The organism is Streptomyces sp. NPDC030143 (assembly GCF_055573695.1).
Genome location: NZ_JBVIAY010000017.1, coordinates 191,663 through 207,850 on the forward strand (window position 1 = coordinate 191,663; position 16,188 = coordinate 207,850).

Here is a 16,188-nt window from a genome sequence, read left to right on the forward strand (position 1 = left end):
ATGCGAGGACCCCACCACGCCGGGAGGCCTGCCGTGACGAGGACGCGCACTCCGTCGCACCACACCAAAAAATCGCCTGCGAAGAGGACAACGGACGGGCCCCGCGGATGGTGCCGCCCCCGGCACACGAAGTGCGCGAATCGTGATCACCCGATCACGCACCGCGAAAAGACGGTGCATCCACCGGTCACCCGCCGCAGAATCGGCCGATGGAGCCCGTCACCCTCACCACCGACCGCCTCGTCCTGCGCCCCGTCGGCCCACGCGACGCCGCCGCGATCCACGCCGCCGCCCAGGACCCCGACATCCGGCGCTGGACCACCATCCCCTCCCCCTACCTTCCCGAACACGCCGACAGCTTCACCGAACAGATCGTCCCCGACGGCTGGGCCGACGACTCGATGCTCACCTTCGGGGTCTTCCTCCCCGACGGCCCCCTCACCGGCATGCTCAGCCTCACCATGCGCTCCCTCGGCACCGCCGAGATCGGCTTCTGGGCCACCAAGGAGCACCGCGGCCGCGGCTACACCACCGAGGCCACCCTCGCCGCCGCCCGCTGGGCCTTCACCCACCTCGCCGTCGACCGCGTCGAATGGCGCGCCGAAGTCGGCAACACCGCCTCCCGCGCCGTCGCCGAACACGCCGGCTTCACCCTCGAAGGCACCCTGCGCTCCGCCGTCAACAACAAGGGAGTACGCCGCGACTGCTGGGTCGCCTCCCTCCTCCCCTCGGACCTCGCGCTGCCCTCGACGTCCCCCTACCTGCCGACACCCGCAACGACCTGACCCCCCACCCGCGCCCCGGCCTCCGCCCCGGGGCAGAACCGCAGCCCGCCCCCCACTGTCAGACCCAGCCCCTATCGTGCCCAGCATGACCACCCCGCGCCCCATGACCGACCTCACGGCAGACGAAGCCCGTCGCATCGCCCTGCGCGCGCAGGGCTTCCTCGGCACCCCGAACCGCAAGGCGGGCGTCCGCGGCGTCCTGCGCCACCTCGGCGCGGTCCAACTCGACACCATCTCCGTCCTCGCCCGCTCCCACGAACTCATCCCCTACGCCCGCCTGGGAGCCGTCGGCCGCACCACCGTCGAAGACGCCTACTGGAAACCGACCCCCGGCACCCCCGAGGCACAGCCCCACGCCTTCGAGTACTGGTCCCACGCCGCCTGCATCCTGCCCATCGAGGAGTGGCCCCACTTCGCGTTCCGCCGCCGCGCCTACCGCAACCGCCCCCACTGGAACCACGACCTCCCCGAGGGCACCTACGAGCAGGTCATCAAGCAGCTCCGCACCGAGGGCCCCCTCACCGCCACCGAGTTGGGCGGCGCCAAGAAGACCAGCGAGTGGTGGGACTGGTCCGGCACCAAGGTCGCCGTCGAACGCGCCCTCATGTACGGCGAGGTGGTCTGCGTCGAACGCCGCGGCTGGAAACGCGTGTACGACCTCGCCGAACGCGCCGTCCCCGCGGACCTCCTGCACGACGAACTCGACGACACCGAATGCCTGCGCCGCCTGGTCCGCCTCGCCGGCCAGTCCCTCGGCGTCGGCACCCGCGCCGACATCGCCGACTACCACCGCCTCAAGGGCGAACAGGTCGACGCGGTGATCGCCGACTCCGGCCTGGTGCCCGTCACCGTCGACGGCTGGGGCAAGCCCGCCTGGGCCGACCCCGCGGCCCTGGAGACCGCCCCCCGCGGCCGCCACCGCACCACCCTGCTGTCCCCCTTCGACTCCCTGATCTGGGAACGGGCACGCACCGAGCGGATCTTCGGCTTCACCCACCGCCTGGAGGCCTACGTGCCCAAGCCGAAACGCGTCCACGGCTACTTCGCGATGCCCGTCCTGGCCGGCGGCCACCTCGTGGGCCGTGTGGACCCCGCTCGCGAAGGCCGCACCCTGGTCGCCAAACAGGTCACCCTGGACGGCCCGAAGGCGGTCCCGGCCGTCGCACAGGCCCTGATCGAGGCGGCGGGCTGGGTGGACTGCACCGACATACGCGTCGAACGCGTGGACGCCCCCGACCTGCGCGAGCCGCTCACCGCGGAACTGGCCCGCGCCCTCGGATAGCCGCCCTCAGCGGATCTCGAGGATCTTCTCCCGCATCGCGTACACCACAGCCTCCATCCTGGAGTGCAACTGCAACTTCTCCAGGATGTTGCGCACATGGTTCTTCACGGTGTTCTCGGAGATGAACAACTCCTTGGCGATGTCCCGGTTGTTCATCCCCGTCGCGACCAGCTTGAGGACCTCCAACTCACGATCCGTCAGCCGAGGCGCCGGAACGAGCCGGCGCTCGTCCGTCCGCTGGATCATCGACTTGAACTCGGTGAGCAGTTTCGACGCCATCGACGGACTGATCTGCGACTGCCCGTCCGCCACCGCGCGAATCGCCGTGGCCACCTCGTCCGTGGAGATCTCCTTCAGCAGATAACCGGTCGCACCCGCCTTGATCGCGTCGTAGAGATCGGCCTCCTCGTCGCTGATCGTCAACATGATGATCTTCGCACTGGGGGCCACCTCCTTGATGGAGGTGCACGCCTCGATGCCACCCCGCTTGGGCATCCGCACGTCCATCAGCACGATGTCTGGCAGCAGATCGGCCGCCTTGTCCACGGCCTCCGCCCCGTCACCCGCCTCACCGACGACCTGGATGTCCTCCTCGGCCGCGAGCACGATCTCCAGGCCCCGGCGGAACAAGGCGTGATCGTCCACGACAAGGACTCTGATCGGCTCCTTGCGTGGAGAGCCGGCATCCGGGCCCATGCCGACGACGCCGTCGTCGGCACCCCCGTCACGCATCGGTCCGAAGCTGTCCGCCATCGTTCCTCCCCCTGAAGGCTGTGGCCGTGGTCCTGTGCCATCGCCAACGCGAGGCCACAACCCACCGGTTGGGCCGTTTCCGCCATGATTCCATGCCCGGACGACAACGCGGTGACGCAGCGGCGCGCGAAGGGGTCGCACACGGATGCCCCTGGGGGCGCACAAGCGCTCCAGGGGCACCCACTCCGCCACCACGCGATTGCGTCAGCCGCCCAGCGCGCCGCCCGCCTCGGGGGAGTGCGCCTGCGTGACCATCGTGTCCGTCCGCAGATGGATTACGCCGTAGTCGTAGGCGTGGCGCCGGTAGACGACGCTGGGCTCCTTGGTCTCGGAGTCGACGAACAGGTAGAAGTCGTGGCCGACCAGCTCCATCTCGTAGAGGGCCTGGTCGAGGGTCATCGGAGCGGCGACGTGGGTCTTCTCGCGCACCACCAGCGGGCCGTCGCCCTGCACTTCGAGCGAGCCGATCTTCTTCGTGGGAACGCTCTCGGACTCTTCGGCGGGGACGGGGTGGCCGTTGCCGTTGAGGGTCGCGACGCCCGGGACGTGGTCGGGGACCTCCGCTGCCGTGAGCCGGCGTGCACCGCGTCGCGTGTAACGCTTGTCGTGCTGCTTGCGCAGCTGGGCGTCCAGCTTCTCCGCCGCCAGGTCGAGTGCCGCGTACGGGTCGCTGGCCGCCGCCTCCGCCCGGATCACCGGACCACGGGAGCGGAGCGTGATCTCCACTCGGTCGCACCGGTCGGCCTGTCGGGGGTTGGGCTCCTTGGACACCTCGACGTCGAGGCTGATCACCTTGCCGTCGAGCTTCTGGATCTTCTCCAGCTTCAGCTTCTCGGCCACGTGCTTGCGGAACCGCTCGGGCACCTCGGTCTTGCGGCCCTTGACGACGATGTCCACGCAGAACTCCGTTCCCGGATCGCTCCGCGTCTACGGCGGAGCATCTCCCTTTTGCACCAGGTTCCGGCCAACTCCGGAACCTCGGACTCGGTGACTTCCACCTCCTCCTCCCCCATGGGCGAGATCTCCACCCAAGTGCTGCGGGTGATAACCGAAAACCCCAGCACGGCATTCGGATGAGAGAGGTGTGGCCTGCGGCTTTCCCTCACAACCGAACATATCTCGCCCGGACGGATGTCGTCACCCTCTACTGCGGCGTACCTCCGTTCAGGTGAATTGCCCTTCTCATTTCCTGCAACGACGCACGATCTCACTCAGTTCCGGTTCATCGCATACGACTCCGGCGCCGCCGCGACCACGGCCGCGCAGAGCACGTCACCGCCACCCGTCGGCAACCGGCCACCTCCCTCGCGTGCCCCGTTCAGCTGTACCTCTCTGCCTTCCCGACCCACGCCCACATACACGGCCCCGGCCCCCACACCTTCACCCGCAGTCCGCCTCCACGACATCTCCACCCCCGCCCCGCGCTCCCGGACACCACCGCGGCGCTCGGCCGGACGCGCCGCACGCCGTGCCACCACCCCCGCGGACGCCAGGGCCGCCGCGCGCTCCGCGGCCACGGCCGCCCGCACGGCACGCGCCGCCTCCGCGAGGGAGGCGCCCGTCGTGACGAGGTCGTCCACCAGCACCACCCCGCCCCCGCACAACACCCGTGCGCCCCCGGGCACCACCGCCAGCGCCCCCACCAGGTTCTCCCTCCGCCGCCGCGCGTCCAGCCGCCCCTGGTCCGCCACCGCCCGCCGCTGCCGCAGCACCGCCGCCACCCGCACCGCCACCCCGGCCCCGCGCAGCTCACCGGCCGCGGCGAGCGCGATACGCCGGGCGGGGTCGTGGCCGCGGGCTCGGACGGAGCGGGGGGCGGAGGGGACGGGGACGAGAAGTACGTGTCCGGGGGGCTGGGCCCCCTCCCCCTCCCCCACCTCCCCCAGCCCCGCCCCCACCGCCCCCGCCAGAGCCGCTCCCAGCGCCCCCGCCAGTCCCAGCCCGCCTCGTTCCTTGTGCGCGAGCAGCACGGCCCGCACCTCGTCCGCGTACCGGGTGGCCGCGTGCACGGCGGGCAGTCCGGGCGGTTCGGGCTCGGGCCGTACCCGGCGGGGTGTGGTTCCGCCGAGCGCGGCGCGGCATTGCGGGCACAGGGGCGTGCGGGCTTGTCCGCAGCCCGCGCATGCGGCGGGCAGGACGAGGCCGGTGAGCTCCTGCCAGCATCGGCGGGCGCGTTCCATGGCTTTACTGTGCCGGGGTGGGCGTCAGGCGGCCACCGCTGTGGAGAACGGTTCCGACCGCCCTGTGGAAAACCGTCGACACATCCGACAAGCAGGTGATCGTACTGACGGAACCGACTGGTCAGCCCGGGTAGAAGGCGACCGAAGCCGTCTCCTTCAGCGTCCGCCATCCGCTGCCGCCGGGCAGCCACAGCAGGCCGTCCTTGGAGGTCGCGAAGAGGGGGGCGTCGCTGTCCTCGGAGGCGGCGATGCTCGTCACTTCGGTGAGGCCGGGCAGTGTTCCGGTTTCGGGGATGGAGCCGTCGCACTGCACGTACTGGACCTGTTCGACTCCGCCGGCCTCGCGGCCGACGACGACGAGCCGGCTGTCCCCGGCCCACGACACGGCCGTGACCTGTTCCAGGTCGGGGGTGGCGGAGCGCAGTTCCTGCACGGACACGGTGTTCTGGTCGCCGTTCTTCTCGCGTTCGATCCGTCCGATGAGCAGGGACTGCCGGCCGTTCTTGTCGACGACGACCGCGATGCGCACGCCGTCGGCGGCGACGCGCACGGTCTGGATCCGTCCGTCGAGCTGGGGCGTGAGGACCGTCAGCGGTTGTCCTCCGCCGCGTTCCAGCAGGAGCAGTCGTGGGTTCGCGGGGTCGCGGTCGGCCACCCACAGGTCGCCCTGGGCGTCCCAGGTGGGGGTGGTCAGCCGGTCCTCCTCGGTGGGGCCCTTGCTCTGCAGGACGGGGTCGCCGATGAGGCTGCCGATGGTGGTGGAGGTGAGGTAGAGGGCTTTGCCGTCGAGGGCGACGGCGGCCGCGTCGTGTTCGTCGCGGGCGACGGCGACCGACCTCAGGGCCTTGCTGCCGTCGCCGAGTGCTCCGGGCACCGCTTCGGCTTCGGCGCTGTTGCCGCCGGTGTTCGCCATCCGCAGGAGGCGGTGGCGGTTGTCGATGAAGTAGAGGTGGTCGGGGCGGGTTTCGGCGCCGCGTTCGGCGACCGCGGTGGCGCGTTCCTCGGTGAGGGAGCACAGCTGTGTGTCACCGGCGCGCAGCACGATCTCGTCGACGGTGGGGGTGAGGCTCTGCAGGGTGAACAGCAGTTGGGCGGCCATCTCGTCGCATTTGCCGTGCCCGATGCGGGCGGCCTTGTCGTTGAGCGGCACGGTGAGTTTGTTCTGGTCGTCGGGCGTCAATGAGGTGACGTCCTTGGGGAGCGCGGTGCCGGTGGGGAAGCTCGAGCGGACGACGGGCCGCAGCCAGCTGGTGGGTCCGTTGAGCAGGGAGCGCACCATCTGGGTCATGGGGTCGACGCGTTCGCGGACGTAGACGGGGTCGGCGACGGCCATGGGCTGTCCGGAGCCGGAGGAGGCGGTGTCGGAGGCGAAGTAGTACTTGTTGACGGACAGGTAGTTGCGCTGGAAGTCCGACTTGCCCATGACGACGCCCTGCGGCAGTGCGTCGATGCGCCACTGTGCGGTCTTCTTGTCGCGGACGAGGTGCACGGTCTGGCTGTAGGTGCCGGCTGCGGGCGCGTACGACTGCTGGGCGTCGATGGTGGCGACCTTGATGCCGGTGAGGGTGAACGAGAAGTCGTCGCCGTCCTCCCTGCCGCCGGACCGGTCGGCCGCGGTGCCGGGTCCGTCGGCGAGGACGGTCGTGGACCGCTCGGGTTCCCAGCTCTGTGCGGCCTTGCTGGTCAGGTACTGGCGGGCGGTGGCGTAGCGGGGGTCGTCGCTGGTGAGGGCTTCGAGGAAGCCCTGGACGATCTCGGAGGGCGGTGCGTCGTCGCGGGGCGGCATGGCGAACACGCGGACCTGTGTCTCCTGGCGTGGGGTGGATTCCACGCCGCGCAGGTCTCCGTGGTCGGGCATGGAGGCGCATCCGGCCAGCAGTACGGCACCGCAGGCGGCGTACGCCACCGCGCGCGCCGGCGTGCGCCGGGCGCTCCCGTCGCGGTCAGCGCCCACGAGATGCCTCCCCTTGCTCGTCCGGGCCGTCGGTTCTGGTGTCGGTCCTGGTGTCGGTCCGGGCCGTTGTCCCGTTGTCGCTGTGTGCCGCCCCTGCGGTGGGCGGGTCGTCCGGTCGGCGGGGGCCGGCGGCGGGCCGCGGGACCACACGTGCGCCGTTGCCGGGCAGGGCCGTCGGGTCGGCGGTGGGGGCGGCGGGGCGCGGGGCGAGCGGCGTCCGGGCGGGCGACCGTTGCTCGGTGGCCTGCTGGACGGGCACGGTGGCGCTCTTCTCGCCGTCCGCACGGCGCAGTCCGGCGTCGTCGAGGCCGCGGTTGCGGCGGGAGTCCTTGGGTTCCAGGGGTATCGGCGAGCCGCGCAGCGGTTCGTCGGCGGTCCTGGGCAGGGTCAGGCGGAACTGTGAGCCGCCGCCGGGTTCGCCCCAGGCCTGCAGCCAGCCGCCGTGCAGCCGGGCGTCCTCGAGGGCGATGGACAGTCCGAGTCCGGTGCCGCCGGTGGTCCGCGCGCGTGCCGGGTCGGCCCGCCAGAAGCGGCTGAAGACGCGGGTGGCCTCGCCGGGTTTGAGTCCGACGCCGTAGTCGCGCACCGCGACGGCGACCGCCCCGCCGGCGGAGGCGAGCTTGACGATGACGTCCTTGCCCTCGCCGTGTTCCACGGCGTTGACGACGAGGTTGCGCAGGACGCGTTCGACGCGCCGGGCGTCGGCCTCGGCGACGACGGGCTGCTGGTCGCCGATGACGCGCAGGGCGGTGCCCTTGCGTTCGGCGAGCGGTGCGGCTCCGCTGACGACGCGGCGGACGACCTCCCGCAGGTCTATCGGTTCGGCTTCCAGGGCGGCGGCACCGGCGTCGAAGCGGCTGATCTCCAGCAGGTCGGCGAGCAGCGACTCGAAGCGGTCGAGCTGGTCGGCGAGGAGTTCCGCGGACCGCGCGGTGACGGGGTCGAAGTCCTCGCGTGCCTCGTGGATGACGTCGGCGGCCATGCGCACGGTCGTCAGCGGCGTGCGCAGTTCGTGCGACACGTCCGACACGAACCGTCGCTGCATCCGCGACAGGTCCTCCAGCTGCTGGATCTTCAGTTGCAGGTTCTGCGCCATCTTGTTGAAGGCTTCGCCGAGCCGGGCGATGTCGTCCTCGCCGGTGACCTTCATGCGTTCCTGGAGGCGTCCGGCGGAGAGCCGCTCGGCGATCCCGGCGGCCATGCGCACGGGGGTGACGACCTGCCGTACGACGAGCCAGGCGATGGCTCCGAGGAGGACGACGACGAAGAGCCCGGCGGTGGCCAGGGTGCCCTTGACGAGGCTGAGGGACTTCTCCTCCTGGGTGAGCGGGAAGAGGTAGTACAGCTCGTAGGGGTCGCCGTTGGGGTCGTTGACCTGTTTGCCGATGACGAGTCCCGGCTGGGATTCCTTGTCGTCGGTCTTGTAGGTGATGCGGGTGTAGCTCTGGGCGGCGCCGGTGGTGCTGTTGATGCGTGCGCGGAGGTCTTCGGGGACGCTCTTGTTGGGGTCGACGCCGCCGGAGGCGCGCGGTCCGCGGCCGCCGCCGCTGTCGTCGCCCGGGGGGAGGGTGACGACGTCGAAGGCGCCCTGGCCGCCGCTGGAGAGCGACGACACGAGTTCGCTCATCCACTGGATGACGTTCTGCGGGCTGCCGCCGGCGACCGCGTTGCCGTCGCCGGCGACGGCGCCGGCCGCTTCGTCGGCCTGCTGCTTGGCCACGGCGAATCCGCCGGTGGCCTGGCTCTGGGAGGCCTTGACCTTGGCGTCGAGGAGGCCGTTGCGGACCTGCCCGATGACGACGAACCCGAGCAGCAGGACGACGCCGAGCGACATGAGCAGGGTCGTGGCGACGACCTTGAGCTGGATGTTGCGTCGCCACAGCCGCATCAGGGGCAGCAGCGGTCGCCTCACCCAGCGCAGCAGCAGCCGCAGGACGGGGCTGTTGCGCACCCCGCCCTCGAGCAGCCCGCCTTCGAGGAGGCGCCCGGAGCGCGCCCCCTTCGTCGTCGGGCCGGCAGCCCGCTCCGGCCGGGCCCCGGGCCGGCCGGGTGCCGAAGCGGCACTGCCACCGGACATGTCAGCTGGGTCCTGCCTTGTAGCCCACACCACGGACGGTCACCACGATCTCCGGCCGCTCCGGGTCCTTCTCGACCTTGGAGCGCAGCCGCTGGACATGCACGTTGACCAGGCGGGTGTCGGCCGCGTGGCGGTAGCCCCAGACCTGCTCCAGGAGCACCTCGCGCGTGAACACCTGCCACGGCTTGCGCGCCAGCGCCACCAGCAGGTCGAACTCCAGCGGCGTCAGCGCGATCGACTGCCCGTCCCGCTTCACGGAGTGACCGGCCACGTCGATGACGAGGTCGCCGATGGCGAGCTGCTCGGGCGTCGGTTCCTCCGACCTCCGCAGCCGCGCCCGGATCCGGGCGACGAGCTCCTTCGGCTTGAACGGCTTCACGATGTAGTCGTCGGCGCCCGATTCCAGACCCACGACGACGTCGACGGTGTCGCTCTTGGCCGTGAGCATCACGATCGGCACCCCGGACTCCGCCCTGATCAGGCGGCACACCTCGATGCCGTCCCGGCCGGGCAGCATCAGGTCCAGCAGCACCAGGTCGGGTTTGGCCTCACGGAAAGCGGCCAGCGCCTTGTCGCCGTCGGCTACGAAAGACGGCTCAAAACCTTCACCACGCAGCACAATGCCGAGCATCTCGGCCAGTGCGGTGTCGTCGTCGACGACAAGGACTCGTCCCTTCATAAACGACATCATCCCATTAGCTAAATCGTTACCTGGCGTGACCTGGCACACAGCTCTGCCAGAGCCTCTGCCGTCACGGGTGACACAGCGCCTTCCTCCGTGACGATCGCCGTCACCAGCTCGGGTGGCGTCACATCGAACGCCGGGTTGTACGCCTGGGTCCCCAGGGGCGCCACCGGTGTGCCGCCTCCCGCTCCGGTCACCGGCGCCTGGGGCGCCGTGATCTCCGTCACTTCGAAGCCGGGACGCTGCTCGACCTCGATCGACGCCCCGTCCGGCGTCTTCGCGTCCACCGTCGTCACCGGCGCGACCACGATGAACGGCACATGGTGGTAGCGCGCGAGCACCGCGAGCGGATAGCTCCCCACCTTGTTGGCCACCGAACCGTCGGCGGCGATGCGGTCGGCTCCGATGAGCACCGCGTCCACCTCCCCGGCCGCGAACAGGGAACCCGCCGCGTTGTCGGTGAGCAAGGTGTACGCCATGCCGCTGCGGGCCGCCTCGTACGCCGTCAGGCGAGCACCTTGCAGCAACGGGCGCGTTTCGTCCACCCACAGTCGCCGCAGCCGCCCCGACCGGTGGGCCGCGAGGGCGACCGCGAACGCCGTGCCCTCACCGCCGGACACCAGCGAGCCGGTGTTGCAGTGGGTGAGGATCCGGTGCCCGCCGCCGGGCAGGAGCTCGTCGAGGAGCGCCGCTCCGTGCTGCGCCATGCGGGCGCTGGCCTCGGCGTCCTCCCGGTGCAGTCGCCGTGCGGCGGCCAGTGCGGCCCGGGCGCCCTGTTCGGGGTCGCCGCCGTCGGCGAGGCCGGCCCGGTAGGCGGCGCGGGCGCGGTGCACGCCGACGGACAGGTTCACCGCGGTGGGACGGGCGCCTTCGAGCGAGGCGGCGGCATCGTCCACGTCGAAGCCGCGCGCGGCGGCGAGCGCGACGCCGTACGCCCCCGCGATCCCGAGCAGCGGTGCCCCGCGCACGGCGAGCGAACGGATCGCCTCCACCAGCGCGGACGCGTCCGTACAGACCAGTTCGACCTCCTCGGCCGGCAGCCTCGTCTGGTCGAGGAGCACCAGCACGGGGCCTTCGGGTGGTTCCTCCCAGCGGATCGCCGGTATCTCGGTGGGCGGCTTGTCCTCGCCGGATTGCGCGTACTGATCAGCCATGCGGTCAGTCTGCCCCGTATGCGGCGGACAATTGAAGGTGTGCAGCCCCAACCGCGCCCGGTCATCGGACGACCACCCCATGGCACGATGACGTTCGAGCTGCCGCCGCGACCGCGGACGGGCACCGTGAAGGAGCGACGATGACAGACACTCCGGGCTGGGCCTCGCCCGGATCCGCCCCGTCCGACGGGCAGGAGAAGGCGACGACCGGCCCCGCCGAGCCCGCCGACCGCCCCGGCGGCACCCGTCCCGCCGACACCCCCCACGGCACGCCGTCCGCGGGCCCGGCCGACGACGCACAGCCGGCGAACCAGGCCGACGGCAGCACGCCCGCAGGCCGGCCGGAGGCGGCACCGCAGAGCCCCGGCGCGAAGTGGTCCGCGCAGCAGCCCCCACCCGCCCGGTGGGCCTCGCCGACAGGCCCACAGAACCCCGCCCAGGCCCCTCCACCGCCCCCGCCCGGCCCGGGCTGGGGCGGGCCTCCGCCCGGCGCCCCCGGCCCCGGAGGTGCCCCAGCAGGCCCCGGCGGACACGGCGGTCATCACGGCTACGGCGCTCCCGGCGGCTGGGGGGCCGGGTGGGGCGGCCCTCCGCCCGCCGCCAAGCCCGGAGTGATCCCGCTGCGCCCGCTCGGCGTGGGCGAGATCCTCGACGGCGCCGTCGCCACCCTGCGCGCCCACTGGCGCACGGTCCTGGGCATCTCCCTGACGGTCTCCGTCGTCATCCAGGTCGTCGTCGTCCTGCTCCAGGGCCTGGTCCTGGACGACACCACCGCCAGCACGAACGTCCTGACCGACCCGAGCGCCACGGTCGACGAGCAGACCCGCGCCATGCGCGACCTCATGCTCAACTCCGGTGTCGTCTTCCTGGTCGCCCTGGTCGGCACCATCGCGGCGACCGCGCTCCTGACGACCGTCACCAGCCGCGCGGTGCTCGGCAAGTCCGTCACCACCGGCGAGGCCTGGCGGGACGCCCGCCCCCAGCTGCTCCGGCTGTTCGGCCTGATCTTCCTCATGCTGCTCGTCGCGGTCGGCATCGGCCTCGCCGGCGCCCTCCCGGGCTACCTCGTGGGCAGGGCCGGCTCGGACACCGCGGGCGACGCCCTGTCGGCCCTGGGCAGCCTGTGCGCCGTCCTCGTCGTCGTGTGGCTGCTCATCCGCCTCTCCCTCGCGCCGGCCGCCCTCATGCTGGAGAAGCAGGGCGTCAGGAAGGCACTGACCCGCTCGGCCAAGCTGGTGAACGGCTCCTGGTGGCGGATCTTCGGCATCCAGGTGCTCTGTCTGATCATCGCCAACATCGTCGCGATGATCGTCGCCGTGCCGTTCGCCCTGCTGGGTGCCGCCCTCGGCGACGGTGGCCTGACCGCCTTCGCCGAAGGGCGGACCAGCTCCGGCTGGACGTACCTGGTCGTCAGCGGGGTCGGCTCGGTGATCGGCTCCATGATCACGATTCCCATCACGGCGGGCGTCGCCGTCCTGCTCTACATCGACCAGCGCATCCGCCGCGAAGCCCTCGACCTCCACCTGGCCCGCGCCGCAGGCCTCCAGGGCTACGAAAGCCCCGCGACCGGCCCGATGCCGGGGAGCTGATGCGGGGAGGTGAGTCGGGCGGCGGGAGCCGTCACGACAGGAGACACCTCCACGCCGGTGCCGCCCGCCCTGGGCGAGGCGGCCCCGGCAGCCCCCCCTCACGCGCCCTGCACGCCCTCCTGCGGCCGCCGACGGCTCGGCCCCCCGCCCGGGCCCGCTCGGACGGCACACCCCCGCTGACCGTCCCGCGCGCGAGGCTCCCCGCCGGGAGCCGTCGAAGCAGCGGAGCCGGATGAACCGGACACCGCCCGGGGTCGTGGCGGCGGCTCCTCATCGGTCGCTCATGACAGCCCGCCACAACGCTGCGACGGGCTACCGGGGACCCCGCCCCCCGGTCTCCAGGGCGCGAACATCGCGCCCTGAAGACACTCACACATCGCGGCGCCTCACGATGGCAACGGCGAGTGCGACCACGATCAGCGGCCAGAGCGCGTACACGACCCAGGAGCCCGGGACCGTGGCGGTGTAACCCAGGGATCCGGGGTCTGGCCCCCAGTTCTGGACCAGACGCTTCCAGGCGGCCGACACCATCGCGTGGTTGATGTCCGCCGACCATCGGTGGCTCTCCGAGAACATCGTGGGCAGCACCAGCAGGGTGAAAACGCTGGTAACCATGGTCCCGGCGGCATGCCGGAGCAGAACGCCGAGGCCCAGACCGACCAGCGCACAGACCGGAGCCAGCAGCGCGGACGCCACCAGCGCCCGGAACACCCCGGGGTGGGTGATCGGAACGCCGGCATGATGCCCGTCCAGGACGGCCTGGGAGACCAGGAAGGAACCGCTGGAGGCGGCCGTACCGACCGCGGTCCACAGCGCGGCGGTGACGGCCGCCTTGGCCAGCACGATCGAGCCGCGGGCCGGGACGGCCACGGTGGTGGTGCGGATCAGCCCGGTGCTGTACTCGCTCACGACCGTGAGCGCGCCCATGGTGCAGGCGACGAGCATCAGCGTCCAGTAACCGGCCGCCGGATAGGCGTCGAAGGGCAGGAAATCGGCGGGGCCGGAGCCCGCGCCCTTGTCCGCCAGCGAAGCCACGGCGGCGGACCCGACGACGAACAGGACGGTGAGTCCTGTTGTCCACCAGGTGGAGCGCAGGGACCGCATCTTGATCCACTCGGAGGCGAGCAGGTCGCGGAAGCGGGCGGGCGGCGCGGCGACGGGCGCAGCCGAAGTGGTCGGTGAGACGGTGGTGGGTGTGGTCATCGGGGCTGTCCTGCCAGGAATTCGGTGCTGTCGGCGGTGAGTTCCATGAAGGCCGCCTCCAGTGAGGCGGTTCGGGTGGTCAGCTCGTCCAGCCGGATTCGGTTGGCGAGGGCGAGCGCTCCGATCCGGTCCGCCGGGAGCCCGGTCACGGCGAGCTTGTCGGCACCCGCCGAGCCCTCCGCCTCGACCGTGGCCCCCGCAGCGGTCAGCACCGCCGCCAGCTCGGCAGCCTGCGGCGTTGCGACCACGACATGGCTACGTGTGCCGCGGGCCGCGAAGTCCCGCAGCGGCTCGGCGGCGATGAGGCGGCCCCGGCCGATGACGACCAGCTGGTCCGCGGTGTTCTCCATCTCCGACATCAGGTGGCTGGAGAGGAGGACCGTGCGCCCCTCGGCGGCCAGGCGCCGGAACAGCCGGCGTACCCAGAGCACGCCCTCCGGGTCCATGCCGTTGATCGGCTCGTCGAACATGAGCACGGGCGGGTCGCCGAGCAGGGCCGTGGCGATACCGAGACGCTGCTTCATGCCGAGGGAGAATCCGCCGATGCGGCGGTTCGCCACCTCGGCCAGCCCCACCTCCTGAAGCACCTCGTCCACCCGGTGCCGCGGGATGCCGTTGCTGCGGGCCAGAGCGGACAGGTGGGCCGCGGCGCTGCATCCGCCGTGGATCTGTCCGGCGTCGAGGAGGGCGCCGACGTGCCGCAGTCCGCGCGAGTGGCGGTGGAAGGGGACGCCGTTGACGAAGGCGGCACCGGTGGTGGGCGTGTCCAGGCCGAGAATCATCCGCAAGGTGGTGGACTTGCCGGCGCCGTTGGGGCCGAGGAACCCGGTGACCTGGCCCGGCCGGACGGTGAAGGACAGATGGTCGACGGCCGTCTTGCTGCCGTAACGCTTGGTGAGTTCGCTGACTTCGATCACGGCACCCACACTGCCGAGAGGACCCCGTCCGGGCATGGGGCCGTGAGCGGCAATCGCGCGGCCGCCTTCGCCCGTGGGCGTACGCCCACGGGCCGATGCCGCGTGGGCGGCAGCTGGTTAGCCTCGGGACATGAACACCGCCCGGACCCCTCCGTTGCCTGCGCGTGCTGCGCATGGCGACCTCCTGCCCCAGAGGGCACACCACCGATGTTGAGAACGAGGGCCATGGCCTGGACCGGAGGTGTTCTGTACCTCCTCACGGCGGGTCTGCTCATAGGAGGGGCGCCGCGGGCTTCGGGCACGGTCCACGGTATCGGGGCACTGCTTGCCGCAAGCCTGCTCGTCGGTGTCCTGCGACACATGCCGTTCCTGGCCCTGGCCATGGCGCTCTTCGGATCCACCGCCGTGGTGGTGGGCCCCCCGAGCTCTGCCCCTGTGAGCCTGGCGGCTTCGTACCAGGGCCAGTTCCTGTCGTATCTGGCGGCGGACCTTGTCCTGGGCTTCATCGTCGCCACCTGCGCACGGCGAGCCGCGCTCGTCGCCGTGACCGTGTCGGTCACCGTGCAACTCCTGGTGATCGGTGGCTTCGCACACGGGGACAACCTGACCGTCAACGCGGTGATCGCCTTCCTGGCGATGACTGCGGCCTGCACGGTCGGCCTGCTGAGCCGAGAGCGCCGCGAGCACGCGGTGGTCCTGCGCGCACAGGAGGTGGCCGAGGCCGTGACCGCCGAACGGCTGCGCATCGCACGGGAGTTGCACGACATGGTCGCGCACAGCATCGGCATCATCGCCATCCAGGCCGGTGTGGGCAGCCGAGTCATCCAGACCCAGCCTGCGGAGGCGCGCGAGTCCCTGCGCGCCATCGAGGCCACCAGCAGGGAGACCCTGTCGGGTCTTCGACGCACGCTTGTGTCGCTCCGTCAGGCCGACCGAGGCGCGACCGCTTCGGAACAGTCACCGCTCGCACCCTCGCCGGGGCTGGCGGACATCGAACGGCTTGCAGCAGCGACCGCGGACGCGGGGGTACGCGTCGACGTGCGCTACAGCGGTGAGCAGCGTCCTGTGGCAGCCGACATCGACCTGTCCGCCTACCGCATCGTGCAGGAGGCCCTGACCAACGTGGTCCGCCACGCAGGCACCCGGCGCTGCCGCGTGGCCATCGACTACGGGCGCGGAGCCACCGAGAACGAATCGACCCACGGCTTCGGCATCATCGGGATGCGGGAGCGGGTCGCCCTGCTGGGCGGCCACCTCGACGTCGGCCCGCGCCCCGGGGGCGGTTTCCGGGTGGCGGCCCGGCTGCCGCTGCCCGCACCCGTCACAGTCCCGGTGGAGACTCGATGACCATCCAGGTGGTGCTCGCCGACGCAAATCGCACGTGTCACGCTGCTCACCAGACTGGGCGCCCGGGACCGGGTCCAGCTCGTCATCACCGCCTATGAGATGGGGCTCGTCACGCTCCCTCGCTGATCGTGAGGAGTCCACCAACCCTGAACGCAGAAAACCCCCGCGCCGAATGGCACGGGGGTTTCCTCAACAATTGTTCGGCGGCGTCCTACTCTCCCACAGGGTCCCCCCTGCAGTACCATCGGCGCTGTAAGGCTTA

The 16,188-nt window shown here is 71.6% G+C and carries 13 protein-coding genes, 1 rRNA gene and 1 pseudogene; 5 read left to right on the forward strand and 10 right to left on the reverse strand.

What is annotated here, in order from left to right:
- Nucleotides 1-209: 209 nt before the first annotated feature.
- Both ACZ4YY_RS27055 and ACZ4YY_RS27060 read left to right on the forward strand, forming a co-directional pair.
- The gene (locus ACZ4YY_RS27055) at nucleotides 210-785 is read left to right on the forward strand and encodes a GNAT family N-acetyltransferase (RefSeq protein ID WP_468295445.1); all 576 of its coding nucleotides are present in this window, start codon (nucleotides 210-212) and stop codon (nucleotides 783-785) included.
- Between the two features lie 85 nt (nucleotides 786-870).
- Nucleotides 871-2,067: a winged helix-turn-helix domain-containing protein gene (locus ACZ4YY_RS27060; protein ID WP_468295448.1), complete on the forward strand. Its 1,197-nt coding sequence runs from the start codon at nucleotides 871-873 to the stop codon at nucleotides 2,065-2,067.
- A gap of 6 nt (nucleotides 2,068-2,073) precedes the next feature.
- Here ACZ4YY_RS27060 and ACZ4YY_RS27065 read toward each other — a convergent pair whose 3' ends face one another.
- The 7 genes from ACZ4YY_RS27065 to mtnA all read right to left on the reverse strand — a co-directional run bounded on the left by ACZ4YY_RS27065 (nucleotide 2,074) and on the right by mtnA (nucleotide 10,870).
- Nucleotides 2,074-2,820 (reverse strand): response regulator, encoded by a 747-nt coding sequence (locus ACZ4YY_RS27065; protein WP_468295451.1) that lies wholly within the window; start codon nucleotides 2,818-2,820, stop codon nucleotides 2,074-2,076.
- A 204-nt stretch (nucleotides 2,821-3,024) separates the two neighbouring features.
- Entirely contained in the window at nucleotides 3,025-3,717 is a 693-nt protein-coding gene (gene hpf, locus ACZ4YY_RS27070; RefSeq protein ID WP_468295454.1) for a ribosome hibernation-promoting factor, HPF/YfiA family, read from the reverse strand.
- Nucleotides 3,718-4,031: 314 nt separating this feature from the next.
- Entirely contained in the window at nucleotides 4,032-5,000 is a 969-nt protein-coding gene (locus tag ACZ4YY_RS27075; protein WP_468295457.1) for a ComF family protein, read from the reverse strand.
- A 121-nt stretch (nucleotides 5,001-5,121) separates the two neighbouring features.
- Nucleotides 5,122-6,954 (reverse strand): LpqB family beta-propeller domain-containing protein, encoded by a 1,833-nt coding sequence (locus tag ACZ4YY_RS27080; RefSeq protein WP_468295461.1) that lies wholly within the window; start codon nucleotides 6,952-6,954, stop codon nucleotides 5,122-5,124.
- On the reverse strand, nucleotides 6,944-9,031 hold the full coding sequence (mtrB, locus tag ACZ4YY_RS27085) for an MtrAB system histidine kinase MtrB (RefSeq protein WP_468295463.1): 2,088 nt from the start codon (nucleotides 9,029-9,031) through the stop codon (nucleotides 6,944-6,946). Before mtrB ends, ACZ4YY_RS27080 begins: the two co-directional genes overlap by 11 nt.
- A 1-nt stretch (nucleotide 9,032) precedes the next feature.
- Complete coding sequence (gene mtrA, locus ACZ4YY_RS27090) at nucleotides 9,033-9,722, reverse strand: two-component system response regulator MtrA (protein WP_218159018.1); 690 nt, start codon at nucleotides 9,720-9,722, stop codon at nucleotides 9,033-9,035.
- A gap of 8 nt (nucleotides 9,723-9,730) precedes the next feature.
- Nucleotides 9,731-10,870 (reverse strand): S-methyl-5-thioribose-1-phosphate isomerase, encoded by a 1,140-nt coding sequence (mtnA, locus tag ACZ4YY_RS27095; protein ID WP_468295468.1) that lies wholly within the window; start codon nucleotides 10,868-10,870, stop codon nucleotides 9,731-9,733.
- Between the two features lie 140 nt (nucleotides 10,871-11,010).
- Between mtnA and ACZ4YY_RS27100 the strand changes: the two genes are divergently transcribed.
- Nucleotides 11,011-12,459, forward strand: coding sequence for a DUF7847 domain-containing protein (locus tag ACZ4YY_RS27100; RefSeq protein WP_468295470.1), 1,449 nt, complete (start codon nucleotides 11,011-11,013; stop codon nucleotides 12,457-12,459).
- Nucleotides 12,460-12,828: 369 nt separating this feature from the next.
- Here ACZ4YY_RS27100 and ACZ4YY_RS27105 read toward each other — a convergent pair whose 3' ends face one another.
- Both ACZ4YY_RS27105 and ACZ4YY_RS27110 read right to left on the reverse strand, forming a co-directional pair.
- Nucleotides 12,829-13,662: an ABC transporter permease gene (locus ACZ4YY_RS27105; protein ID WP_468295474.1), complete on the reverse strand. Its 834-nt coding sequence runs from the start codon at nucleotides 13,660-13,662 to the stop codon at nucleotides 12,829-12,831.
- The gene (locus ACZ4YY_RS27110; protein WP_468295477.1) at nucleotides 13,659-14,579 is read right to left on the reverse strand and encodes an ATP-binding cassette domain-containing protein; all 921 of its coding nucleotides are present in this window, start codon (nucleotides 14,577-14,579) and stop codon (nucleotides 13,659-13,661) included. Before ACZ4YY_RS27110 ends, ACZ4YY_RS27105 begins: the two co-directional genes overlap by 4 nt.
- A gap of 225 nt (nucleotides 14,580-14,804) precedes the next feature.
- Between ACZ4YY_RS27110 and ACZ4YY_RS27115 the strand changes: the two genes are divergently transcribed.
- Nucleotides 14,805-15,926, forward strand: coding sequence for a sensor histidine kinase (locus ACZ4YY_RS27115; protein WP_468295482.1), 1,122 nt, complete (start codon nucleotides 14,805-14,807; stop codon nucleotides 15,924-15,926).
- A 25-nt stretch (nucleotides 15,927-15,951) separates the two neighbouring features.
- A pseudogene (locus tag ACZ4YY_RS27120) lies at nucleotides 15,952-16,052 on the forward strand (DNA-binding response regulator); the annotation flags it as partial.
- A gap of 72 nt (nucleotides 16,053-16,124) precedes the next feature.
- Here the strand turns inward: ACZ4YY_RS27120 and rrf are convergent.
- Nucleotides 16,125-16,188: ribosomal RNA gene (gene rrf / locus ACZ4YY_RS27125) — 5S ribosomal RNA — on the reverse strand; the annotation flags it as partial.

Coding starts and splice junctions, on each gene's coding strand:
- ACZ4YY_RS27055 (WP_468295445.1), top strand. CDS start 210: ATGGAGCCCGTCACCCTCACCACCGACCGCCTCGTCCTGCGCCCCGTC.
- ACZ4YY_RS27060 (WP_468295448.1), top strand. CDS start 871: ATGACCACCCCGCGCCCCATGACCGACCTCACGGCAGACGAAGCCCGT.
- ACZ4YY_RS27065 (WP_468295451.1), bottom strand. CDS start 2,820: ATGGCGGACAGCTTCGGACCGATGCGTGACGGGGGTGCCGACGACGGC.
- ACZ4YY_RS27075 (WP_468295457.1), bottom strand. CDS start 5,000: ATGGAACGCGCCCGCCGATGCTGGCAGGAGCTCACCGGCCTCGTCCTG.
- mtrB (WP_468295463.1), bottom strand. CDS start 9,031: ATGTCCGGTGGCAGTGCCGCTTCGGCACCCGGCCGGCCCGGGGCCCGG.
- mtrA (WP_218159018.1), bottom strand. CDS start 9,722: ATGATGTCGTTTATGAAGGGACGAGTCCTTGTCGTCGACGACGACACC.
- mtnA (WP_468295468.1), bottom strand. CDS start 10,870: ATGGCTGATCAGTACGCGCAATCCGGCGAGGACAAGCCGCCCACCGAG.
- ACZ4YY_RS27100 (WP_468295470.1), top strand. CDS start 11,011: ATGACAGACACTCCGGGCTGGGCCTCGCCCGGATCCGCCCCGTCCGAC.
- ACZ4YY_RS27105 (WP_468295474.1), bottom strand. CDS start 13,662: ATGACCACACCCACCACCGTCTCACCGACCACTTCGGCTGCGCCCGTC.
- ACZ4YY_RS27115 (WP_468295482.1), top strand. CDS start 14,805: ATGGCCTGGACCGGAGGTGTTCTGTACCTCCTCACGGCGGGTCTGCTC.